Below are 22,762 nucleotides of genomic sequence, written 5' to 3' on the forward strand. Positions count from 1 at the left end.
CTAATCCTAACACAGGATTCAGGCCAACTAAGGTAGGGTAAATACCCCAGACGAAAAATCATCTGGGATCGTGACGCGCCTGGAGAGATTTGAACTCCCGACACCGTGGTCCGTAGCCACGTGCTCTAGTCCACTGAGCTACAGGCGCAAGCTATCTACCTACAGGAAAAGCAAAACAGCCACGGTTGAAGACCTGCCTCTCCTCTTCAGAGATGGACGCCTATCAGTGTGGCTTAGGTATTCTAGCACAAGAGCGTTTTTGGGAAAGTCCAAGGGGGGTGTAGATATCCGCCAAGGTTCAACAATGCCCTGGCCAGGAGCGCAGAACTTCTCCCCCCACCTCGAGGCCGGCTTGGGAGCTGCTGGCCGTGAGCACCTGGATCCAGACTTGGCCGTTGCGCCGCCACAGGCGGGTTTGTAGATGCCCGGCCAAGGTGTCGCGGCAGTTGCGCCGCATCCCTTGCGGGCCAGGGGTGAAGACGGTTTGCCCAGGCTGCTGTGTATGACCTTCTACTTGGATGCACCAGTGGGATCCCTCACCGCGCACCTGCCAGGATCCCCAGGGATCTACCTGCCAGCTTAGCCGCGCTTGGCCGGGCCGCCATTCCAAAAAAGGCTGGGATCCCCACCCATGCAAGCTGATTAAGGCGACTTCTTCGGGGCGGGTGAGCACCTGTCGCTCGGCTCCGGCGCAGGTGAGGCTGAGGCCGAGATGGTCGGGAAAAGCGTTGCACTGGATCCAAAACCAGCGACGAGGGAAGCTCTGCCCCCAGTTTTTTTCGGCGTAGGCGGGGGCCTGCTCGAATGCGTAGCGCCTGCCCCGCCACTCCACCCAGCCGCTGGCCAGGCCGTGGCTCATCAGGATCTGCCAGCCCGGCTCAAAGATGGGCAGATAAGACCAGGCTCCCATGGTGGCCCGCGGCGGGATCCCATAGGCGCAGCAGGGTTGGATGCGATAGAGCCAGCGAACCGGCTCGGCCCGGGTGGGATCTGGCAGGATCCCTTGGTTGAGGTGGGCGCTGTATTGGTAGCCGCTGGCGGTGCGCTGGAAAAAGGTGAGGGGCTCCTGCAGCCCTCGCCAGCTCTCGCCTGGCCCGCCGGAGTGCCCCAAGGCCAGATGCCGCCAACTGGCCCAGAAGCGCTGCGGGTTGGGGAAGGTGCGCCACTGCAGCTCCTCGTCCGGCCCCAACACCTGCGCCATGCCTCCTCGCCTGGGATCGATGGCGTACATGAAGGCAAAGCTGAGGGGCGGATCCCCGGGCAAGGTGACACGGCTGTACCAACCTTCAAAAAACGGCTCGGCACAACCGTCCCAGTGATAGCCGGCATGGGGCAGGGATCCCCCATCCGTTGAGCCGTTTTGCTTAAAGCCCTCTGCCACCGGAGAGCAACTCCTTCGAGAATCGCCAAAAGATAGGGAAAAACCTATAGATACCAAAAGAATAATTGTATTGTTTCTATGCCTGTCTGCTTTTAGGATATCAACCAAGCTGAGATTTAAGGATTTCTTTACGAGGGGAATCCGTCGGTCTAGCGGCTTGAACTGGAAAGGTTTTGCTTGGCGCTCACATATTCTGTCAAAGATGAGGTGATCATGACATCACGTCGCAGCTTTTTATTGTCCGCGGGTGCAGCCACAGTGGGTGGGCTTGTGAGTGGCAGCCTAGCACGGGCCAGTACGGGCTACTGGGTTGCTCAAGCCAGCGGCCCGGAAACCCCCAACCTCAGGCTGGGTTTTATTCCGATTGTGGAATCTGCCCCTCTGATCATCGCCAAGGAGAAGGGCTTTTTCGCCAAGCACGGCATGACCGGCGTAGAGGTGTTGAAGCAGGCCAGTTGGCCGGCAGCCCGCGACAACGTGGTGATCGGCTCGGCGGGTGGGGGCATTGACGGCGGCCAGTGGCAGATGCCGATGCCCCATATGATCCACATCGGTGCCATCACCAACAACCAGCCGGTGCGCATGGCGGTTCTGTGCCAGTTGATCACCCAAGGCAACGGGATTGCCATTGCCGGAATGCATGCGGGCAAGGGCTTGGGGCTGGATGTTTCCGGAGCCGCAGACTACATCAAAAATTTCAGCGCCAGCAACGGACGCAAATTCAAGGCCGCCCATACCTTCCCCAACGTCAATCAAGATTTTTGGATCCGCTACTGGCTGGCTGCTGGGGGGATAGATCCGGATCAAGACATCGACCTGTTGGCGGTACCCTCTGCCGAGACGGTGCAGGGGATGCGCAATGGCACCATGGATGCTTTTAGCACCGGGGATCCCTGGCCCTACCGGATTGTGGCCGATAAAATCGGCTTCATGGCGGCTCTCACCCAGCAGATTTGGCCTTTTCACCCTGAAGAATACTTGGCCATTCGCGCCGACTGGGTGGAGAAAAACCCCAAGGCCACGCAGGCCACTTTGATGGCGGTCATGGAAGCGCAGCAATGGTGCGACGATCCGGCCAACCGTGAAGAGCTGGTGCGCATCCTTTCGGGGCGTGCTTATCTAAATGTGCCGGTCGAGGTTCTCACGCCTCCTTTTCAGGGCAAGTACGAATTGGGAGACGGCAAGCCGGCTGTTCAAGATTTCAGCGCCGGGCCCCTGTACTGGGAAGATGGGCGGGGCAGCGTCTCCTATCCCTACAAGAGCCATGACCTCTGGTTCTTGACGGAATCGCTGCGTTGGGGCTTCCACGCTCGCTTCCTCAAGGATCTGGATACTGCCCGCCGTCTGGTGGATGAGGTCAACCGCGAAGATCTCTGGCGCGAGGCCGCCCAGGCTTTGGGGGTGAAGAACATTCCCAGCAACACTTCGCGAGGAACGGAGCGTTTCTTCGATGGGGTGGTGTTTGACCCTCAAGATCCCCAGGCCTACTTGAACAGCCTGAAAATCAAGAGGGCCTAGTCTCGGCTCAGGTCAACATAGACGTGCTTCTTGTGTAGTAGAGATCCAGACCATTGGTGGGATTCCATTGAGTTAAAAAAAGCTGGGCCGAGCTGCCCGCTCCCATCAAGTTAAACTGTTAGCCTTGCGCCTTTTAAAGGATTCTGATGAAGATTTCTGAACGCTATGGCGAGGATCGGCTATGTTAGCTCTACTTCACGTTCCGCGGGAATACTCCAGGGATCCCTGCTTCGAGAGACCGGCTCAGCCCCACTGGGACAAGCTCATCCTCTCGATAGCGATGGGGGCGCTGATTTTACTGATTGTTGTGAGAGTTTTGTCGAGCTTGCAGTCCTTGTGTTTGCCCGTCCAAGGAAAAGGCAAGTCTGATCCAAGTTCGTGCTCTGTTGCCAGCACTCTGTAGAACCCCTCGGTCGAGATGTTCTGGGGGCGCAGCAACGGAGAACTGTGTAAAACCCTATCCTCTCTAGGAGCCATGACGACGACACTTTCTTCTCCGGCAAAGTCTTCGACGGCCAAGTTTGACTTTGCCAAGTATCGGGATCAGATCCTCCCTCCCGTGGTTGGCATTGCGGGATTTTTGTTGATCTGGCAACTTTTGTCCAGCGCCAACCTGATCCGGCTGCCGGGGCCATGGGATATTTGGATGGATGAGCGCAGCCGTTATCTAATCCTGCATCCTCTGTATCGCAACAGCGACCTCGACCAAGGGCTGCTGTGGCAAACCTTGGCCAGCCTGCAAAGGGTTGCCATCGGCTACTGCAGCGCTGCCTTGGTGGGCATTGCCCTGGGGATCTTGGTGGGCAGCAGCGTGTGGATCAACCGCGCTTTGGATCCCCTCTTCCAATTTTTGCGCATGGTGGCTCCCTTGGCCTGGGTGCCCATCTCCTTGGCGGCTTTGCAGCGCAATGAGCCGGCTGCCCTGTTTGTTATTTTCATCACCTCGATCTGGCCCATTTTGATCAACACGGCGGTGGGGGTGAGGCAGATCCCGGAAGACTACATCAACGTTTCTAGAGTGCTGAGGCTTTCCAAGATAGACTTCTTTTTTAAGGTGCTGTTGCCCTCTGCTTTGCCCTACATGTTCACAGGTTTGCGGGTTGGCATCGGTCTCTCCTGGCTGGCGATTATTGCTGCAGAAATTGTCATGTCTGGCGTGCCAGGGATCGGCTTTTTTATCTGGGATGCCTACCAGCAGAATTATGTAACTGAGATCATCGTTGCTGTCATCTACATTGGGGCGGTGGGCTTGCTTTTGGATCGGCTGGTGGCTGCCCTGCAAAACAAAATAGCCAATCGCTAGCCCCGTTTGCAGATCTTTTCACTGCATGTCCATCCAATTGAGTTGGGATCCCTCTTCCATTGTCTTTGAGTGTTTGCTCCAATCCGCTCTTCAAAAAGAGTAGAATTGAGGTCTGGGATCCGAGTTGCCGAGCAAATTGAGAGTATCTACAGGTGGGGAGGTCTTCTGTGTCTGTACTGGTCAGTGTAGAGCAAGTGGAAAAAGCGTTTGGTCTGCCTGGGGGCCAAGAATATCTTGCTCTCCAAGGGATCGATCTCCAAATTCACCGCGGGGAGTTTGTCTCCTTAATCGGCCACTCCGGCTGCGGCAAGTCCACCCTGTTGAACATGGTGGCGGGGTTGTCTTTGCCCACCGGAGGGATCGTGGCTTTGGATGGACACACCATCACCGTTCCCGGCCCCGATCGCATGGTGGTGTTTCAGAATTACTCCCTTTTGCCTTGGCTAACGGTTCGGCAAAACATTGCCCTGGCCGTAGACGCTGTGCTGAAAAACTACTCCCCAGCAGAGCGTCAGCAGATTGTCGAAGAACATATCGATCTGGTTGGTTTGCGGCAGGCGGCGGATAAGTTCCCAGCGCAACTCTCAGGGGGCATGAAGCAGCGGGTAGCCATCGCTCGCGCTTTGGCGGTAAGGCCCAAGGTGTTGTTGTTGGACGAGCCCTTTGGCGCTTTGGATGCCCTTACACGGGGGAATCTGCAGGAGCAGTTGATGCGCATCTGCGAAGAACATCACGTGACTACCCTCATGGTTACCCACGATGTGGATGAAGCCGTCCTGCTCTCGGATCGGGTGGTGATGCTGACCAACGGGCCGGGATCCCGAATTGGCAATATTTTAACCATCGATATTCCCCGCCCCCGCCGCCGGTTGGAGGTGGTCAATCACCCCAGCTACTACAGCTATCGCAGCGAGATCATCTACTTTTTGAACCAGCAAAAACGGATCAAGCAGTGGCGGGCCCGCCGCAGCACCGTGGTGGCCAGGCACGGTTTGGAAAAGATCAACTTGGAGATTGGCTTTGTGCCCCTGACCGCCTGCGCCCCGCTGGCGGTGGCCAAAGAAAAGGGGTTTTTTGCCAAACACGGCCTGGAAGAAGTCAATCTGGTGCGGGAAACCAGTTGGCGAGGGATCCAAGACGGCATCCAGGGAGGTTACTTGGATGCGGCCCAAATGCCCGCCGGCATGCCGGTGTGGATGTCTCTGGGCGGCGGGGACAATCCGCCTCAGCCGGTGGTGACTGCCCTTACCTTGACCCGCAACGGCAATGCCATTACCCTGCACAGGCGCTTCTACGAGCAAGGGATCCACACGCTGAGCCAGTTGAGGGCTTACATCTTAGATAGCCCCAGCCGTCGGCTGACCTTTGGGGTGGTGCATCCCAGCTCCATGCACAACTTGCTGCTGCGCTATTGGCTGGCAGCCGGCGGGATCCACCCGGATCACGATGTTGTGCTGAAAACCCTGCCCCCGGCCCAGATGGTGGCCAACCTAACAGCCGGCAACATCGACGGCTACTGTGTAGGAGAGCCTTGGAACTTGCGGGCCGCTCTGGAGGGCAGCGGCTTTACGGTGGCTACAGATTTGGAGATTTGGCTGGGCCACCCCGGCAAAGTGTTGGGGGTGCGCGAAGAGTGGGCCAGGGCCTATCCCAACACCCACATTGCCCTGGTGAAAGCGTTGCTGGAAGCCTGTCGCTACTGTGAAGATCCGGCCCACCACGACGAGATTCGCGAGCTGCTCAGCCGCCGCGCCTACCTGAGCACTGATCCTTCCTACATTCACCTGGGGGATCCCCAGCGCCTGCTCTGTGACCTAGACATGCCAATGCGGGAATATGCCCACCACCGCTTCTTTCTGGGTGCCGGCAACCGTCCCAGTCGCACCGAGCATCTGTGGATGATGACGCAAATGGCCCGCTGGGGGGATCTGCCCTTCCCGCGCAACTGGGTAGAGATCGTGGAGCGGGTGTGTCAGGTGGGAGTCTTCAGTACGGCGGCCCGCGAGCTGGGGCTGGATGTGTCTTACCAACGCCAGCCCATTCAATTGTTCGACGGGATCCCTTTTAATGGTGAGGATCCCTTGGCTTACCTCAACAGTTTGGCGATTAAGCACGACATTTACGTAGCCGAGGTTGCTTGGGATCGTCGTCCCGTGTTGCTCTAGAGATCTCCTTGGTAAAAGCACGTTCCCAGTTGTGAGAAAACGATGAATTGGAGCACCCCACGATGACTGCCCTCTTGACAACCTCTACCCCAGCAGCCACAGCCGCAGAGCCCTACTTAACCCTTGAGAATGTCAGCAAGAGTTACCCAACTCCTAAGGGGGAGTATCCCGTATTGCGCGATATCAACCTCAGCGTCTGTGAAGGAGAATTTGTTTGCATCGTTGGGCATTCTGGCTGTGGCAAAACCACCCTGCTGAATATGGTTTCTGGCTTTACCCAGCCCACCGGCGGCTCGGTAAAGCTCAAAGGCCAGCCGATTACAGCTCCTGGGCCAGATCGCATGGTGGTGTTTCAAGGGTATGCCTTGTTGCCCTGGCTCACAGTTTATGAAAATGTTTACTTGGCTGTTCAGGCGGTGTTTCCCCAAAAGAGCCAGTCAGAAAAGCATCAAATTGTAGAAGAACACCTGAATCTGGTGGGACTGGGGGAAGCAGCCCAGAAATATCCCCCGCAAATTTCCGGAGGGATGAAACAGCGGGTGGCCATTGCTCGTGCCTTGGCAATCCGCCCAGCAGTGCTGATTTTGGATGAACCCTTTGGGGCTTTGGATGCCATCACCAAAGAAGAACTTCAGGAGGAGCTGTTGCGCATTTGGGAGGAACATCGCTGCACAGTTTTGATGATTACCCATGACATTGACGAGGCACTGTTTTTGGCCGACCGTTTGGTCTTGATGACCAATGGCCCTGCGGCCACCATCGGGCAAATCATCTCTATTCCCTTCCCGCGTCCTCGCGACCGCGAGCGAATTTTGGAGGATCCACAGTACTATCGCCTGCGCAACTCTGTCCTCAGCTACCTCTACGGTCGTGAGGCCAACCCTGAAGCGGCTAACTAAGAGCTGCAAAAACCCGATCTGCAAACCCCAGCTGGAACTCCTGCCCTTATCCTGCTGAGCCGACCAAGCTGCGCACGGCCTGCAGCAGCTCAGCAGGAAGTGGAGAGCCGGGATCCCAGCACAGCTCCAGTTGGTTGGGATCCCTGGGCAGATCTTCCTGGCAGGGGCCCGTGTGCAGGACGGCCACACACCGCAGGTTGCCCCGATCCCGACAAAACTCGTGCCAGAGGGGGATGGCCGCCGGATCCCGGCTGACCAAGAGGTAATGGGAGCAGGCTTCCAGGATCGGCTGCTTGTGGGGATCCACCTTGCCGCCCACATCCACGATCACCAAGCTTTTTTGTTGGCGCAGGGCGAGGATGGCCTGGGCGTGGAAGCTGAAAAATTCAGGGGTCAAACGTCCCCGGTAGCGGTGCTTGAGGATTTTGGCTTCTTCCGGCGGCAGATCCAACGTCCAATTTCCTTCCCCATCCCAGTGGGCCCGCTGTAGATAAACGTTGGGATCCTGGGGCAGCAGGGCCTCGAAAAGAGCGCGGGCCAGGCGGCTTTTACCGCTATCCGGAGGGCCCACCACCATCACTGCCGCCGCCAATTCTGAGCCTGGCCTGCCCTGCACCCAGGGGATGATCTCGCCCACCTGCACCTCTGGGCTGTGGCTGGAGACCACCACTGCCCCCAGGCGCGGGTCGTAGCAGGCCACCCAGCGGGTGAAATGGCACTCATGCACCAACCAGCCGTAGAGCCAAATGGGGGCGCGCCCGCTCAGCACCACTCCCAAGCGGGGGTCGATCCCCCCAGGCAGACGCAGTTGGGCCAGGTCTTCCGGGAAAACCAGCCGATCCGGTCGGGTCAGCTCGATTTCAATCACCTGAAACGATAGCCCGCCAAGATGGGGTTTCTGCGGCCAATGGGCCAGATAGCCAGACCGCAACTGCAGTGCTACAGCAGCCATAGCAATGGGGACGGAACGACAACAGACTGGCTCCAGTATGGAAAAGATTGGAATCGGGAGCTTCCAATTGTTGGCAGAGTAGGGGCGAAGGGATCCGACCTTGGTCTGTGCCTTGCCCTGGAGGGGGGAGATGAACGGAGGGGAGTTGCCTTTGACGGCAGAAGTATTGCGCTGGCTGGCGGGCGGACAGTTGCCAGAGCGCCTGGAGCGGGCGGTGCGTCTGTGGGTGCTGCTCCAGTGCCTCTATGGCGAAAACCGCTGGCCGGATCTGCCGCAGACCTTTGGCTACACCCACATCCGCGATCGTCTCTTCTCGCCCCACCACCCCAAGCAGGATTTGCCCCATGGGATCGCCTGCCCAGATCCCGGCTGCATTTGCCAGAAGCCCCTGAGCTTTTGGCTAAAGGATCCCGACCTGGTGGCCGCCTTGAAAGCTGAAGTTCCCCATCTGGAGACGCTGCTGGCTAGCCGGCCCTTTTTCAAGACCCACCGCACCCTGCGCAAAGAGCTGGACTACCTGGCCGCCCGGGGCTGGCTGCAGCCAATCGAGGCCAACTCCAAGCGAAGAGATAACTTTCGCTGCCGCGCCGCCGGGGATCGCCCCTCCTTGCCGACGGCTGCCTCGGCCTTGACGTTGTCGGGCGGCCAGCTTGAGCAGATCTACCACGTCCTCAGCGACGTGGCCTTTGTGCATCCCGACGTGCAGGTGTTGCTGGACGATATCTGGAGAGGTCATCAACACCGGCAGCGGCGGCTGTTTGTCTGGTTTGAATACATCCTCTCCGACGAACAGCAGGAGCGGGTGGACGAATACCAAAACCAGCTAGAGGCCTTCTGGACAAAACCGGCGGCAGGGCTGATCCGCTTTGATTACGAAACCCGCCAGCACGGGATCCAAAGGGTTTTCACCTACCCGGTTTGCCTGTTTTATGCCCGCCGCGCCAAGTATTTGGCGGCCTTTGGTCAGCTCCCGCAGGCTGCCGGATCCCTGGGCTGGCACAACTTTCGCCTGGATCGCATTTGCTCGCCTCGCCTGACGGTGGTGCCCTGGTCTGACCCTGCGGTGCCGGCAGAGCTAGTGGCCCGCCAGAAGCAGGGGAACCTGCCCACCCCCGAAGCGGTGCAAGCGGCCTGGGAAGAGGCCTGGGGATCTGATTTCTATCTGCCCAAGGCGCTCTTGATTTTGCGCTTTGCGCCGGAGTTTGCCCGCCGCTACGTGGACAACACGGTGCGCCACCCCACCTTCCAGCCCATTGCCTACGAGCGGATCCCGGCTTTGGTGCGGCGGGAGGTGGCCGATGCGGGGGAACGGGAAAAGATCCTGCACATTCTCCGGCAGAGGCCGGCCAGCGACCGCTACTTCCGCGCCTATGTGCGGGTGGGAGACACCAATTTCACCATGCGCCTGCGGGACTGGCGACCCAACGGCGAAGTGATTGCCCCTCTGGCCTATCGGGAACAGATGGCCCAAGAAGCGCAGGCAGAGCTGGGGTTTTACCGGCCCGAGTTGGCCCTTGCCAAACCCGCCTGCCCATGACCACCCTCTATTTAACCGAGCCGGGTACCGTGGTTCACTGCCAGAACCAAAGCTTGCTCATTCGGCGCCGCGGCCAAGAGCAGCTTTGCCGCCTGGCCGAACTAGAGCTAGTGGTGGTACTGCCCGGGATCCAGTTGACCGCCGCCGCTCTGGCCCAACTGCTGGATCGCAGCGTGGAAACGATAGTTGGATCGCGCCGCCACTTGCCCAGAGCGGGAAGCCCTGATGGGTCTGGAGGGCCATTGTGCCCGCATCTATTACCAAGCTCTCCAGCACTGCTTCTCGCCCGAGTGGAACTTCAGAGGCCGCAACCGCCAGCCGCCCCTCGACCCGATTAACGCGCTCCTCAGTTGGGGCTACGGGGTGCTGCTGGCACGGGTGTTCCCGGCAGCCGTCATGGCCGGCTTGGATCCCTACCTGGGCTTTTTCCACACCAATTTGCCCTATCGCCCCAACCTAGTGCTGGATCTGATGGAAGAGTTTCGGCCCTTGGTAGTGGATTGGGCCGTAATCCAGCTCATCAAGGCTGGCCTGCTCACCCCGGAAGATTTCGAGCCGTCGCCGGATGGGACAGGCGTATGGCTGGGATCCCTGGCCAAAAAGCTGTTTTTGGGTGAGCTGGAGCGCCGCTTCCGCCAGCCGTTGCTCTATCCTCCCCAGTCGCGTCGCCTAGCCCTGAGCCAAATTGTGCTGGAGCAAGCCCGCTGGCTGGGCCGTTGCCTGGTGAGCGGCAACCTGGAGTACGAAGCAATGGAGCTGCGCTGATGCTGTGGTTGGTTTGCTACGACGTGGTGGACGATAAGCGCCGACACCAGTTGGCCAAGTGCCTGGAGCAGTGCTGCCAGCGAGTGCAACGCTCCGTTTTTGAATGCCCCCTGGACACTGCCGAGCTGGAAGAGAAGCTGGAAAAGTCGTGGCTGCCTCTGCTCAACCTCCAGGAAGATAGCCTGCGGGCCTACCCTCTGGATGCCAGCGCCAAACAACGCACCAAGGTCTTCGGGGGGCCTCCCCCCTACGAGCCGCCGGACTACCTCATTTTTTGAGGTTCTCAGCTCGGCCAAAATTGTAAAGTTTTGTGCGCAATCCGTCGGGGCGAGCCATTGCTAGCTTTTCTTTGCCGGCGCCAGTTTTTAAGAGGGATCTAGTAGCTTTTGCCGGGATTGGCGCGAAAATGTAGCATAATGCCCCTAAAAGAGCGAATTCTCCGACTTGCGCTTATTTGCCAAAGCGATGTTAATATCTGTGTCGGGAAGTCTCCGTACTCCCTCGCAAACGCACCTTGAAAACCGCATGAGTTCAGGCTTTTCCGGGGGTAGGGTTGATCCCTACCTTTTCCCCGCAAGGGGACGGAAACACCACCCGCTCACCAATCCCATACCCAGGAACGTACATGGTTGATCCCTACCTTTTCCCCGCAAGGGGACGGAAACCCGCCCCTTGCAGGGCACGCTCCACCTCGGACTGGGTCAGGTTGATCCCTACCTTTTCCCCGCAAGGGGACGGAAACTTGTCTGAGTTGGGTAATGACGTCCTCGGGGACGTCCCGTTGATCCCTACCTTTTCCCCGCAAGGGGACGGAAACGTCTGGCCCCCTTGCTTGCGGGTGGCCAAGGCGCCTGGTTGATCCCTACCTTTTCCCCGCAAGGGGACGGAAACTTCCTTCTTCTTTTTCTTCCGCTGAGGCTGTTGGGCTTCGTTGATCCCTACCTTTTCCCCGCAAGGGGACGGAAACGGGCGGCAGAAACTGCATCTGGACACGGAAGCAACGTTGATCCCTACCTTTTCCCCGCAAGGGGACGGAAACCTCTCGCCCAACGCCGGTGCCGCGCCGCCAGCCTCTGTTGATCCCTACCTTTTCCCCGCAAGGGGACGGAAACGGTCTTTGGCGTCCACCCAAAGCCCCTGGATCTCGGGTTGATCCCTACCTTTTCCCCGCAAGGGGACGGAAACTTGAAGCCCCGCACGAAGGATTGGACGACCGAGATGATGTGTTGATCCCTACCTTTTCCCCGCAAGGGGACGGAAACTCCCCCGTGTAGGGGTCGTGGGTATCGCCGGGCTCCAGGTTGATCCCTACCTTTTCCCCGCAAGGGGACGGAAACCCGGTCGTAACTGGGTGAATCGGTGAGGGGCAAGCCAAGCGTTGATCCCTACCTTTTCCCCGCAAGGGGACGGAAACGTCGGGTGCTCGATCCGGCTGCAGAAATAGTAGGAGGAATCGTTGATCCCTACCTTTTCCCCGCAAGGGGACGGAAACCGTTTTAACCGCTTACTGAAACCCGCACTCAGCGGGGTTGATCCCTACCTTTTCCCCGCAAGGGGACGGAAACCACCGCCTGGGGCGTCGGCTCGACGCCGTAGACGGCGGCCAGGTTGATCCCTACCTTTTCCCCGCAAGGGGACGGAAACAGCATTTGATAGTGCTGCTCTGGGTAGCGTTCCAAGGGTTGATCCCTACCTTTTCCCCGCAAGGGGACGGAAACAACGCTTGAACGTTGAGCCGCGTGGGCCGACGTGGTCGAGTTGATCCCTACCTTTTCCCCGCAAGGGGACGGAAACCCTGGGCGTCGTCGCCCTTGGCGTCCAGGTTCTTCCGGAGAGTTGATCCCTACCTTTTCCCCGCAAGGGGACGGAAACACGCGCTGGTTTTCCGGAATCCAGCGCAGTTGAGTCATGGCCAGGTTGATCCCTACCTTTTCCCCGCAAGGGGACGGAAACGCTGCGATAGCCGCTCGCGATGAGCGGTGACAATCTCTGTTGATCCCTACCTTTTCCCCGCAAGGGGACGGAAACACCTTGCGTGCAGCCTGCAGCTGGGCCACCAGGTCTTCGTGTTGATCCCTACCTTTTCCCCGCAAGGGGACGGAAACACGCCTCGGCGTAGTCGACCTTAGCGGTGTCGCCCTCAAGTGTTGATCCCTACCTTTTCCCCGCAAGGGGACGGAAACGGCGCGGTGGCGCTGGAGGGCGAAGCCGAGTGGACGAGCGACGTTGATCCCTACCTTTTCCCCGCAAGGGGACGGAAACGGCGCGGTGGCGCTGGAGGGCGAAGCCGAGTGGACGAGCGACGTTGATCCCTACCTTTTCCCCGCAAGGGGACGGAAACGCAGGATCCCGGCTTTGAAAGCTGTAGAGAACAAAAGGTTGATCCCTACCTTTTCCCCGCAAGGGGACGGAAACGGCGTAGGGACAGCTGAGAGAATTTTTCGCCCTGGGGTTGATCCCTACCTTTTCCCCGCAAGGGGACGGAAACGCGTACCTCCAAAGAACAAAAGGGGGTGGCTTCTGCCAGTTGATCCCTACCTTTTCCCCGCAAGGGGACGGAAACTTGCCTGCCCAGCCGTTCTCAATAGCCTCGGATAGCCCCTCGTTGATCCCTACCTTTTCCCCGCAAGGGGACGGAAACCGCGGCTCGATAAGAGCCACGTTGGTTGCTCCCAATGTTGATCCCTACCTTTTCCCCGCAAGGGGACGGAAACCCATAAGCAGCGCTTCGGCTGCTTGGCCGTTAAGCAAACGCGTTGATCCCTACCTTTTCCCCGCAAGGGGACGGAAACTTCATCTTGGCTCCTTGGGCCTCAGCCCTGATTGATGTTGATCCCTACCTTTTCCCCGCAAGGGGACGGAAACAGCGGCAAGACCTCATCCGGCCCCAGGAGACAAACCCGGTAGCGCGTTGATCCCTACCTTTTCCCCGCAAGGGGACGGAAACCGGTGTTGGCGCTGGTCCTTGTAAAACTCCGCGATGTGTACTAGTTGATCCCTACCTTTTCCCCGCAAGGGGACGGAAACTCCTCAGAGTTGTCCGGCTCGTTCTCCTCTAGGGGAGTGCCGTTGATCCCTACCTTTTCCCCGCAAGGGGACGGAAACCGTGGGCGTTGAACCGAAACGGCGCGTTAGCCGTAGCGTTTGTTGATCCCTACCTTTTCCCCGCAAGGGGACGGAAACAGAGGCGGCTGGCGGCACGCACGGCGGCGCGACACTCCTCAATGTTGATCCCTACCTTTTCCCCGCAAGGGGACGGAAACGTAAGGGAAATCGACAGCGACATCGACCCCGATTTGATCCAGAAGTTGATCCCTACCTTTTCCCCGCAAGGGGACGGAAACCCCAAGACGGTCTCCCCCGTTTGGGGGTTCAACCGCTCTGTTGATCCCTACCTTTTCCCCGCAAGGGGACGGAAACTAGGCACCTTGGGCAAAGACAGTCTCAGGGCTTACGGCTTTTTCCGACTTCTAGGCGGGATCCTTATCGAGCAGATGAGGGATCCATCGTGTCGGGTGCAGAATGGAGAGCTCGCCGGGCCAGTTTGACATAGGTCTTCACCGTCTCGTAGGGCATCTCCAGGTCGGCGGCAATCTGCTGCAAGCTCTCTCCTAGCTCTCGTCGGGCCAAGATTGTTGCCCAAAGTTGGGCCGTCTTTTCGGCGCGGGATCCCCCTTGGCGTTGCCGCTGACTGAGGAAGAGGGCGCTCAGCTCCTCGATGCGCCGGGCCAGTTGCTCTTCCCGGCAAAGGACGGGGGTGGCGGGCAGCTCTTCGGCCAGCCAACCGAGGCGGGTTTGCCCCAGCCCAAAGGGGGTTTTGTGGCCGGTGCCGCAGTAGGGGGCGAAGTGGATCAGGGCCTGGAGCTGCTGCTGCAACAGTTCAGACGCGCGGGAGGAGACCGCCAACTGTACACAGCCAACGAAGCCCGTCACGGATCCCTGGCGCCCGGCGGTGGTTTTAACCGATTCCAGCCGGTGCCGCTGGATGACCACTTCCCCATCCACCCAATCCAGAAAAGGCTCCACCTCGATGGGCAGGCCGGAAAAATCGTTCCAACGGCGCAAATAGCTGTGGAACAGGTTGCGAGGCACCGGCAGCGGCAAATGGTGGCCGCGGTGGCGAAAGCTGGTGGGCGAGATGAAAGAGAGGCTCCAGGAGCGATGGACAAGGGGCTGCTCCAGCAGTTGACGGTAGGTGCGCGGGGGGATCGAGATCTTCCATCCCAGGATTTGCAGCGGGGATCCGCGCAACTCCAGCCAGGGGGGCAGCCGTCGGCACCATTCCCGCAGCCACTCCACCACTTGGGGGTTGAGGGCGGTGATCGACCAGCGGAAGGGGATCTGGGGCGGGATCAGCAGTCGCCCACTCTGCTCGCGCAAGGGCCCCATCAGCCGGGAGAGGGTGAAGGGTTTTTCCGATTCTCCGTCGTGCAAATAGGCAGATAGCTGCGGATCCATCTGCTGCACCTCGCCCAAAAACCAGGCGTGCAGCCCTTTAGCGTAGTGGGGATCCAACAGGTAGGGCTGAGGGGCCTGCACTTCCAGGGTGATCCCCACCAGCTCGGATCCCGCCGGCCACTTGCCGCTTTCTGCTCCGGCGATGGGTGGCTCTGAAAAACTCAACTTGGTCAGCATAGGCCCAGCCAATTTTTGCTCATCCCCAGTCAATAGCAGCCCCTATCCAAAATCAACCCAGAGCCACTTTTCCTTTGAGAGGATTTGAGAAGGGATCCCTTCCAATTTGCTTTACCTTTAAATCGCTGGCTGGGCCAACCGAAAAAAGTCTTGAATCTGTTGGCAATGGATCTAAATCGGCCTATACTGTCTCCCAGTCTGGAGTAGCAAAATGCAACCATCAGTCACTGCTGTCGCCTCTCTCTGTCGGCTGCGATTCTCTGCCCGCGTGGCTGCTATGGCCGACGCCGTCTTTTTGAAGCGCCTTTGGTTTTTATGAAGGATTTGTGAAGTTCAAGGATCGCCCCAGTCAAAAGTCGGGTTCGGATTTGCCCGCAGGCACAGAAGCTGCGTTCTATTCTTTTTTGCCAGGTGTTGTCCATGACCGCTACCTCCTCTACCTCCCCCGTGCCCATCGCCTTGGCCTGGTGCCTGGCTTGGGGAGAAGGGCGGGATCCCCAATTCCCCTTGCCGATTCTGCAGCAGATGTGCGCAGCCATCCGCACCGACGACGCAGCCGGGATCCCGGAAGCGCTGCAACCTCTTTGGGCGCAGGTGCGCCAATTTCAGGAGAGCGTGGCGGCAGCAACCTTTCCCAAAACCTTGGCAGAGCTGCAATCGCGCTATCCGGAGCTGTGGCGGCAGACCACCCGCATCGGCTTGGTTTACGGGGGGGCCACCAAGATCAAGGGCTACGTTTTCGAGTCCGCCAAACTGCCGGAAATCCGCGGCGCCTCGGCCCTGTTGGATCGCATTAACCTGGTGGATCTGCCCGCCTTCTTCGGGGATCCTGAGCAAACCTACTTGGGGTGGGAAGCCTTGGGGGAGGAGTCTCAAGCAGAGCTAAGGGACTACGTGAACCGGCGGATCCGGCCCTGGCTGCAGCAGCACTACCCGGCTTTGGCGCAGGCTCTTATTCCGGAGCTCCTCATCTACTCCACCGGCGGCAACCTCTTGGCCTTCTGTCCGGCGGCCTATGTGGACGACCTCTGCGAGGCCATTGAGCGCCGCTACACCGAAGAAACCCTCACCGCCAACGCCTGTGCCGTGGGATCCGCCTTTCGGCTGCTGGAGCTGCGCTACGGCCTGCTGCGGGATCCCATCGAACGCACCCCTTGGCTGGACTGGTTGGCCCAACACCAGGCCCACCCCCTGGTGAGGGCCTACTTTGGAGATGGCAGCGAAGCCGGCTTCCAGACCCGCAAAAGTTTCAACGAGCTGGTGGGCCACCTGGCTGCCCGCTTCCAGCACCGCCGCAACGGCAATCCGGATCCCGGTCGTCCCAGCCGCGCCCATCCTGCCTTTTTTGAAACCCACCCCTACCTGCGCCGCGACAGCACCGACCGCCGCCCGGCCCTGGCCAAAGCCGACCTGCCAGGTCAGCCCTGGCTCTCAGAGGCTACGGCCCGCAAAGCGCTGGTGGGCCGCCAGGCCAAGCGCCTGGAGACGGGCCAGCAGGGGTGGTTCCGCAAATTCCCCAATTGGGATCCCGGCTTTGTGGAAAGCTGGGTAACGCGATTTGCCCGCTTCCTCGACTCTCCCGCCGGCGAGCCCTACCGGGAGCGCTATTTGCAGCCCTACAGGGGATCCGGCCCCGGCGAGGCGCAATCGCTGCGGGAAGTGGCCAACGCCAGCCAGGGCTTTGTGGCCTACCTCTACGCCGACGGCAACAATATGGGCGGCTACGTGCAGCAGATCCAAACCCCAGAGGCCTACCGGCAATTTAGCCACGACGTTTCCGAGGCCACGGAACAAGCCGTTTACCGCGCCCTTGCCCAGCACCTGCAGGCGCACCGGCTGCGGGGCCTGCCGCCGGATCCAGAAACCGGCAGAGACCGCAACGGCGAGTGGATCCACCCCTTCGAGATCCTGACCATCGGCGGGGACGATGTGCTGATGGTGGTGCCGGCCCACAAGGCTCTGGAGATCGCCGCCACCTTTTGTGAGCAATTCGAGCAGATCCTGCTGGCCAAATCGGCCACCTACGCCGCTCGCTCCCTCGGCCAGGTGCCGCACCGCTACCCGGCCGACAGCCCAGACCAGCTCTGCCGGCTCTCCACCTCGGCAGGCGTGCTGTTTGCCTCGGAAGACACCCCCATCTACTATGCCGAAAGGCTGACCGAACAACTGTTGAAATCTGCCAAAAGCCGCGCCAAAAAGCTGAAGCCCCGCGACCAAGACTTCTCGGTGGCTACCATCGACTTTCTCTCTTTGAAATCGGTGACTTTGATCGCCTCCAGCATCCAGGATTTTCGCCAGCAGGCCCTGGAGATCCGCCAGAACGGCCACCTCCTCAAGCTCTACGCCGGCCCCTACACCGTCCCGGAGATCCGCGGGCTGCTGAGAACGGTGCAAGCTTTGCAGGCGGCGGATTTTCCCCGCTCCCAGCTCTACCAAATCCGCAGCTTTTTGGAAAAAGGCAAGCGCACCGCCACCCTCAACTACCTCTACTTCCGCACCCGGCTGGGCCAAAAAGGGCAGCCGCTGATCGAGGCCTTTGAACGCACCTGGTGCAAGGCCAAAACCAACGACGGCCACCTCCCCCCCTGGATGTACGTGGCGGCGGAGGGGGAACCCACCTACGAGACCATCTGGCGAGATCTGGTGGATCTGTACGCTTTTGTGCAAAAACAGCCCCAGGTCGAGGGCCGGCCCGTTCCTGTGGAGGTGAAGTGATGGTTCGGCTGGCAGAGCTGCCCCAAACGAGCACCTCTATCCCTTTGAAGGCCACCCTCGCCTCGGCCCTGGCGGTGGGATCCGGCGGCTCCAGCGGCTCCCTGGCGGACAAGCCCCTGCTCAAGGATGCCTACGGCAGGCTGCTCATCCCCGGCTCCCAGTTGAAGGGAAGGCTGCGCCACGAGTGCGAAAAGCTGGCCCGCGGCCTCGGCTGGGCCATTTGCCGCTCCCCCGACCCCGATCGCATGTGTCCCAAGCGGGAGGGGAGCGACGGCCACTTCGACCGCCCCGAATACCAGGTCGAGGGCTACGCCGGATCCCATTGCCTGGTCTGCCAGATCTTCGGCAATCCGGCCCTGCCTTCCCGCCTCTGGGTAGAGGATCTTGTCTGTGAGGTGCCGCCGACGGCGCTGGAACTGGCCCTCCGCCCAGGAGTCACCCTCAACCGCCGCCGCCGCACCGCCGAGGATCAGCGGCTCTACCTCATCGAGACCTCGCCGGCAGCCGAGCTGATCTTCTCCGGATCCCTGCAGCTTTTGCCCGACTGCCCTCCCTGGGGCAAGACCCTGCTGCGGGCGGCCCTGCACCACATTGGGGCGCTGGGGGGCAGCAAATCTGCAGGCTTGGGTTGGTTGCACTGGGATCCCCAGTCTCTAGCTGCCCTGCAGCCCAATGATGCAGATTGGGCCTTTTTGGCCGGAGGAGGGAGCTGATGGAGGCCATTGAAATCACGCTCACTGCCGAGTCTCCCCTGGCCATCGGTCGGCAAAAGCCGGGCGGCTCCATCAGCGAGGCCCAGGACTTCATTCCCGGCAGCGTGATCCGGGGGGCCTTGGCCGACCTCCTGCTCCGCCAAAGCCGGCGCCGCCCCGGCGAGGCCCTGACAGGAGATCTGGCTGCCCTGTTCACGGAGACCCGTCCGGCGGTGTTTACCCATGCCTATCCGGGATCCGGCAGCCGGGTTTTGCCGGCCACGGCCTTCAGCTCCAAAAACAACCCCGGCTTCCGCTCAGAGGCGGGCAAAACGGGGGTGTTCGACACACTGCTGGATCGCTTCTGCTCGCAGCGGCTGGGGATCCCCTTTGATCCAGCAGAGCCGGATGGCTCCGGAGGCAGGGTGGAGCCCTTCGGCGGCTTTTACAGCCAGGAGGGGGGATCCCGCTACCGAAGGGTGGCCGTGTCCAAGCGCCTGCTCACGCGGGTGGGGATCAACCGCCGCCGCGCCACCGCCGCCGACCAGATCCTCTACAGCCTGGAGGTGATCAACGAGGGCCGGGCTGGGCGAGATGGGAGCTTACAGCCTTCCCTCTTCAGCGGCCACATCTATCTGCAGGATCGCGAGCTGGCAGCAGCCCTCGCCGGCTACCTCAACACCCACGCCCGCCGTTTGTCCTTGGGAGGGGGGGTGTCGCGGGGGCTGGGCCGGGTCAGCCTCGCCGCTCGACACCTGAGGAACCCGAAGCCCTCCCTGGCTGAGCGGGTGACAGCCTTTAACCAAAAGCTGCAGCAGCGCTGGAAACAATGGCAGGTGTTTGGGGATCCCTGGCAGCCCTTGCCGCCGGAGCGGCAGTACTTCTCCATCGGGCTGCAGTCGGGGGCCATCCTCAAGGAGCGCTGGCAGCGCACCACTGTGCTCACGCCGTCAATGCTCCAGGAAGAGGCCAACTGTGAGGACAGATCCCTGGTCTTGGAGCTGGCCTGCAGCAGCTACGCCTATGTTTCCGGCTGGAACGCCGCCTGGGGGCTTTTTAAAGATGTAGAGCTGGTTACAACCCAGGGCAGCGTCTTCCTGCTGAGCACCACGCAAATGGAGCGCTGGATCTCGATTTTGGCGGAGATGGAATACTGGGGCATCGGCGAGCGAACCGCGGAAGGATTTGGCCAAATTGAAGTCTGTAGTCTGTTCCATCATCATTTCTGGGAGAACCCGCTATGACCTTCGCCACCAGCGAGAGCAAACTGGAGCAAAAACAGGAACTTGAGATCCAGCGGCACATTCGGCTGGCCGAAGATGAGCTGGTCGCCAGAATCCAAACTGCCTTGGATAACTTTAAAGATCTGGACAAATTGGAAGAGGCCCAGTACCGCAATTTGTTGCATGTGGCAGCTTCCACCGAAAGCTCAGAGGTGATCAAGAACTTCTTGCGCTACCAGATGGGGCGAGACGAAAAGTGGGGTCGGGGCAAGAACTCCTTGGCCGAAGCCATCATCAAAGACATCGACAACTGGATCCATCAAAAGGCCCTCGCCATTGCCAGGGAGGCCGGCGTTGAGAAAACATCCCCCAAAGTCAACGAGATCAAAATCGACTTGATCCGGCGTTACCTAGGCTATGGGGCGCGCTACCTCAAGTACAAGCGAGAAGGGGGAGGATCTTAAGTCGTGACCAGTTGTGCCCTTGAGGGTGTCGTCTCGACCTTTCGGCTCAGCCAGTTGAAAATCATCCCCATCCTGTTTGCCGAAGCCGTAGTGGAGCGTTAACTTCAGCCTTAACCTGATTTGAGGGAACGATGTTCGACGTTTTCAAAAACCGCTTGGAGATCACCGGCACGCTCACCACCGTGACTGCCCTGCACATCGGGGTGGGCCGCTCCACCGAGCCCATCGGCTCCGATCTGCCGGTTCTCAAGGACGCGCTGGGCCGCCCGCTTATCCCCGGCTCCAGCCTCAAGGGGGCGCTGCGCTCCCGCCTGGAGAGTTTTTTGCGCGGCATCGATCCGGCGCTGGCCAGGGATCCCAGCGAGTTGACCAGTAGCGAGCAAGTCCGGTTGGTCAACCAAATTAAGAACACCTACAAAGACGACGACGCAACCCTGACGCAAAAGCTGATCGAGGCCACCGACTGGGTCTCGCAGGCGTTTGGATCCCCTTGGCTGGCGGGCAAGGTGCAGATCCGCGATTTGCCGGTGGTGCGGGAAGCCTGGTTTGGCCAGTACCAAGAGCGGGATGGTGTGGCCATCGATCGGGATACGGAGACGGCGGCAGAGGGCAAGCTCTACGACTTTCAAGTGGTGCCGGCCAACACCCCCTTTCAGTTCCATGCCGTTGTCGAAAATGCCGAAGCATGGGAGCTGGGCCTGCTGGCCATCGGCTTGCACCAATTGGAAACGGAGCAGATCCCCTTGGGAGGGGGGCGCTCCCGCGGCTTGGGGGTCGTCCGCCTGGAGATCGGGGCGGTCTATTGGTTTGACTCAGAAGGGGATCCGCGGCGGCTGCTGACCTATCTGCAAGAGCTGGTGGCCGGAGAGCGGCACCCCCTCAGCCCGGAAGAGGCTGCTGCCTTGCGCCAAGACTGGGTGGAAGCCCTGGTTGCCAAACTAACCGCTGTCGCTCCCGTCGGCCCCCGCAGCTAGCGCAAGGGCTGGGCGAAAACCCTCTTGTTCCTCTTCAGTGAAGGATCCCAGGCCATGCACAAGCGCTACGTTAACCACTGCACCCTCTGCCTCACCCTCAAGCCGGATGGCCCTGTGCTCATCAAAGCGGGCAAACAAGGGGCGGATCCGACAAAACCCGATATGGAGTTTGTGGAAACCTATCGCGGCGGCGGGCGGACAGTCTATTTTCCCGGCAGCTCCCTCAAAGGGGCCATTCGCGCCCACGCCGAGCGCATTGTCCGAACGGTGGGCGGCGACAGACGGCCTGAGGGGAACAAGTTGCAACTCTGGGCCAGCGATCCCCTCGACCAAAAGGCCAACCAGTGGCTGGAAAAAATTGCCGAGTCCCACCGAGTTTACGCCCTCTCTTCTTTTACGGACCAGATGTTTGGCAACACGGCCATCGCCAGCCGGGTGCGCATCGAGGATGCCTATCCCAAGCCGGGGACACCTCTGCGGCTGGAGGAACGCAACGGGGTGGCCATCGATCGCGTCTTCGGGTCGGTGGCGGTGGGGCCGTTTAGCTACCAAGTCTGTGTCGAGGGATCCTTTCAAACCAAGATTCACCTGAAAAACTTTACCCTGGCGCAACTGGGCCTGCTGGGGCTGGTGCTGCGGGATCTGGACGAAGGATGGTTTGGGATCGGCTTTGCCAAATCCCGCGGCATGGGCCGCGTTCGGGTGGAGTACGAGTGGGCGACGGTGGACTACCCGGGCTGCCTGGTGGAGGAGGGGAGCCAGGAGCTACGGCTGCTGGGATCCCAGCTTGCCTGGCCAAGGGGATCCCTGCTGGGGGCGGGCGAGTTTCTCAGTCCAGAAGAGGCGGGCAAATACGGCTTTGCCAAACCCGATCGCCAGTTAGTGCCGGTGGGGGCGGAGCCGATGCCCTTGGGCTTTGGGGCGCGGCTGACCTGGGAGCAAACGTCTGAGGCCAAGGTGGAGCACCTGCTGGCCGCCGCCGTTAAAAGTTGGGCTCAGCTCTTGCAAACGGAGGCCAAAGCGGTATGAAACCAGCCTACGTAGCCGCCTACAAGGTTCAGGATCTGGCCGCTTGCAACGGCGGGACGGCGTCCTCGCTTTCCGAGATCCTCTCGGCCTGTTTTGCCGCCGCCGAAGAAACCTACACCTTTTTGCGCTGGCCCCACCGCGTCAGCGGCATTCAGGTGGGGATCCCGCCAGATCTGGTCTGTCAAGAGGGACAAGTCTTCTGCCAACAACGGGAGTTGCGCTGGAAAAGCACCCCCCGCGGCTGGGATCTGCTGTATCTGGGGATCCAACCTCCTCCCGACTTCTTTGTGCCGCTGGCCGGGGAGTGGCAGGGGGAGGATCGCGAGGCCGACCTGTACGGATCCCAAAGTCCGGAAACCCGCTTCCCCCAAGGTCTCAGCTATCCGAGGTCTCTCAAGCTGGGCCAGCGCTACTTTCGCGATGGGCGCACCGCCCGCGTTCACTTTGTTGCTCTCATCCCGAGGTCAAGATGACTCCCCAAGGCCCCCGACCCTTGCCCGCCCATTCTGC

The 22,762-nt window shown here is 60.2% G+C and carries 17 protein-coding genes, 1 tRNA gene, 1 pseudogene and 1 CRISPR repeat array; of the genes and pseudogenes, 15 read left to right on the forward strand and 4 right to left on the reverse strand.

The genetic code is table 11. The annotated features are described in order from the left end of the window. Window positions 1-74: 74 nt before the first annotated feature. Window positions 75-148, reverse strand: a tRNA-Arg gene (locus tag NW851_RS02675). Between the two features lie 150 nt (window positions 149-298). After that, window positions 299-1,381 carry a tocopherol cyclase family protein gene (locus NW851_RS02680; RefSeq protein ID WP_414336934.1) on the reverse strand — a complete coding sequence of 361 codons (1,083 nt, stop codon included), beginning with the start codon at window positions 1,379-1,381 and terminating at the stop codon, window positions 299-301. A 213-nt stretch (window positions 1,382-1,594) separates the two neighbouring features. On the opposite strand from NW851_RS02680, the gene NW851_RS02685 reads away from it, so the two are divergent. From NW851_RS02685 to NW851_RS02700, 4 genes are all read left to right on the forward strand, one after another. Further along, window positions 1,595-2,899, forward strand: coding sequence for a CmpA/NrtA family ABC transporter substrate-binding protein (locus NW851_RS02685; protein ID WP_414334600.1), 1,305 nt, complete (start codon window positions 1,595-1,597; stop codon window positions 2,897-2,899). A gap of 475 nt (window positions 2,900-3,374) precedes the next feature. After that, on the forward strand, window positions 3,375-4,202 hold the full coding sequence (ntrB, locus tag NW851_RS02690) for a nitrate ABC transporter permease (RefSeq protein ID WP_414336936.1): 828 nt from the start codon (window positions 3,375-3,377) through the stop codon (window positions 4,200-4,202). A 167-nt stretch (window positions 4,203-4,369) separates the two neighbouring features. Continuing rightward, window positions 4,370-6,367, forward strand: a complete 1,998-nt coding sequence (locus NW851_RS02695) for a nitrate ABC transporter ATP-binding protein (RefSeq protein WP_414334603.1) — start codon at window positions 4,370-4,372, stop codon at window positions 6,365-6,367. A gap of 62 nt (window positions 6,368-6,429) precedes the next feature. Continuing rightward, a complete protein-coding gene (locus tag NW851_RS02700; protein WP_414336938.1) occupies window positions 6,430-7,266 on the forward strand; it encodes an ABC transporter ATP-binding protein in 837 nt (278 codons plus the stop codon). 46 nt (window positions 7,267-7,312) lie between these two features. On the opposite strand, the gene crn3 is transcribed toward NW851_RS02700, so the two are convergent. Continuing rightward, window positions 7,313-8,218 carry a CRISPR-associated ring nuclease Crn3/Csx3 gene (gene crn3 / locus NW851_RS02705; RefSeq protein ID WP_414334606.1) on the reverse strand — a complete coding sequence of 302 codons (906 nt, stop codon included), beginning with the start codon at window positions 8,216-8,218 and terminating at the stop codon, window positions 7,313-7,315. A gap of 151 nt (window positions 8,219-8,369) precedes the next feature. Between crn3 and NW851_RS02710 the strand changes: the two genes are divergently transcribed. The 4 genes and pseudogenes from NW851_RS02710 to cas2 all read left to right on the forward strand — a co-directional run bounded on the left by NW851_RS02710 (window position 8,370) and on the right by cas2 (window position 10,798). Beyond that, window positions 8,370-9,755 carry a TIGR03985 family CRISPR-associated protein gene (locus NW851_RS02710; RefSeq protein ID WP_414336940.1) on the forward strand — a complete coding sequence of 462 codons (1,386 nt, stop codon included), beginning with the start codon at window positions 8,370-8,372 and terminating at the stop codon, window positions 9,753-9,755. Beyond that, window positions 9,752-9,887: pseudogene (locus tag NW851_RS02715) on the forward strand (hypothetical protein); the annotation flags it as partial. The gene NW851_RS02710 and the pseudogene NW851_RS02715, both read left to right, overlap by 4 nt. 54 nt (window positions 9,888-9,941) lie before the next feature. Then, window positions 9,942-10,520 carry a CRISPR-associated endonuclease Cas1 gene (gene cas1 / locus NW851_RS02720; protein WP_414336942.1) on the forward strand — a complete coding sequence of 193 codons (579 nt, stop codon included), beginning with the start codon at window positions 9,942-9,944 and terminating at the stop codon, window positions 10,518-10,520. Next, window positions 10,520-10,798, forward strand: a complete 279-nt coding sequence (gene cas2 / locus NW851_RS02725; protein WP_414334612.1) for a CRISPR-associated endonuclease Cas2 — start codon at window positions 10,520-10,522, stop codon at window positions 10,796-10,798. The genes cas1 and cas2 overlap by 1 nt, the downstream gene beginning before the upstream one ends. Window positions 10,799-11,072: 274 nt before the next feature. Further along, a CRISPR array of direct repeats spans window positions 11,073-13,940; the repeat unit is 37 nt; unit sequence GTTGATCCCTACCTTTTCCCCGCAAGGGGACGGAAAC. 63 nt (window positions 13,941-14,003) lie between these two features. Here cas2 and cas6 read toward each other — a convergent pair. Next, a complete protein-coding gene (cas6, locus tag NW851_RS02730; RefSeq protein WP_414336944.1) occupies window positions 14,004-15,155 on the reverse strand; it encodes a CRISPR-associated endoribonuclease Cas6 in 1,152 nt (383 codons plus the stop codon). Window positions 15,156-15,575: 420 nt separating this feature from the next. Here cas6 and cas10 point away from each other — a divergent pair, with 420 nt between their 5' ends. The 7 genes from cas10 (at window position 15,576) to NW851_RS02765 (ending at window position 22,725) form a co-directional block, all read left to right on the forward strand. Beyond that, complete coding sequence (gene cas10, locus NW851_RS02735; RefSeq protein ID WP_414336946.1) at window positions 15,576-17,870, forward strand: type III-B CRISPR-associated protein Cas10/Cmr2; 2,295 nt, start codon at window positions 15,576-15,578, stop codon at window positions 17,868-17,870. After that, entirely contained in the window at window positions 17,870-18,583 is a 714-nt protein-coding gene (locus NW851_RS02740; RefSeq protein ID WP_414336948.1) for an RAMP superfamily CRISPR-associated protein, read from the forward strand. Before cas10 ends, NW851_RS02740 begins: the two co-directional genes overlap by 1 nt. Continuing rightward, window positions 18,583-19,806: a CRISPR-associated RAMP protein Csx10 gene (csx10, locus tag NW851_RS02745; RefSeq protein ID WP_414336950.1), complete on the forward strand. Its 1,224-nt coding sequence runs from the start codon at window positions 18,583-18,585 to the stop codon at window positions 19,804-19,806. The genes NW851_RS02740 and csx10 overlap by 1 nt, the downstream gene beginning before the upstream one ends. After that, entirely contained in the window at window positions 19,803-20,249 is a 447-nt protein-coding gene (locus NW851_RS02750) for a hypothetical protein (RefSeq protein WP_414334138.1), read from the forward strand. Before csx10 ends, NW851_RS02750 begins: the two co-directional genes overlap by 4 nt. A 131-nt stretch (window positions 20,250-20,380) precedes the next feature. Then, window positions 20,381-21,223 (forward strand): CRISPR-associated RAMP protein Csx7, encoded by an 843-nt coding sequence (csx7, locus tag NW851_RS02755; protein WP_414334139.1) that lies wholly within the window; start codon window positions 20,381-20,383, stop codon window positions 21,221-21,223. Window positions 21,224-21,277: 54 nt separating this feature from the next. Beyond that, window positions 21,278-22,252: an RAMP superfamily CRISPR-associated protein gene (locus NW851_RS02760; protein ID WP_414334140.1), complete on the forward strand. Its 975-nt coding sequence runs from the start codon at window positions 21,278-21,280 to the stop codon at window positions 22,250-22,252. Then, complete coding sequence (locus NW851_RS02765; protein ID WP_414334141.1) at window positions 22,249-22,725, forward strand: hypothetical protein; 477 nt, start codon at window positions 22,249-22,251, stop codon at window positions 22,723-22,725. The genes NW851_RS02760 and NW851_RS02765 overlap by 4 nt, the downstream gene beginning before the upstream one ends. Window positions 22,726-22,762: the final 37 nt, after the last annotated feature.

This window comes from Synechococcus sp. H55.7 (genome assembly GCF_047462395.1).
GTDB lineage: Bacteria > Cyanobacteriota > Cyanobacteriia > Thermostichales > Thermostichaceae > Thermostichus.